The following is a 482-nucleotide window of genomic DNA, read 5'->3' as shown; positions in this document are numbered from 1 at the left end:
GGTTGCGGGGAGCGCCGCCAGCACAGCAACGCAAAAATAATGCTCACCAGCAACATCACGCTGTAGTCACGACTGTACGCCAGTGGATCAATCTCTCCTGGCGTTATCAGCGCGGGTAAACCCAACACGATGACAATATTAAAAATGTTTGCGCCAATGATATTTCCGACAGCAATGTCGTTTTCACCTTTGCGAACCCCCGCTATTGCGGTTGCCAGTTCCGGCAGGCTGGTTCCGATAGCAATTGCCGTCAGACCCATCGTCAACTCGCTGATGGCAAAGTAATTCGCCAGCACCGTGGCGTTATCAACCACCATCCGCGTGGCCACTGGCATGATGATAAGCGCAATGCCGAGCCATAAAAACGCGACGGGCAATCCGCCGTCACGCGGCAGCTCTGCAAGCTGCTCTCTGGTCAGGCTGTCAGTCCCCTGACGTTCAGCCTGACGTGCAAGTTTAACAATGAACAGCAGCCATAGCAC

The 482-nt window shown here is 54.4% G+C and carries 1 protein-coding gene; it reads right to left on the bottom strand.

Annotated elements, in window-relative coordinates; translation table 11 throughout:
* Positions 1 to 482: calcium:cation antiporter family protein (locus K0039_RS25095; RefSeq protein ID WP_500303713.1), on the bottom strand; the 482-nt coding region annotated here is incomplete at both ends.

Origin of the sequence: Terrisporobacter mayombei (assembly GCF_020748465.1) — a bacterium.
GTDB lineage: Bacteria > Bacillota > Clostridia > Peptostreptococcales > Peptostreptococcaceae > Terrisporobacter > Terrisporobacter mayombei.
This window is presented reverse-complemented; position numbering and strand designations above follow the sequence as displayed.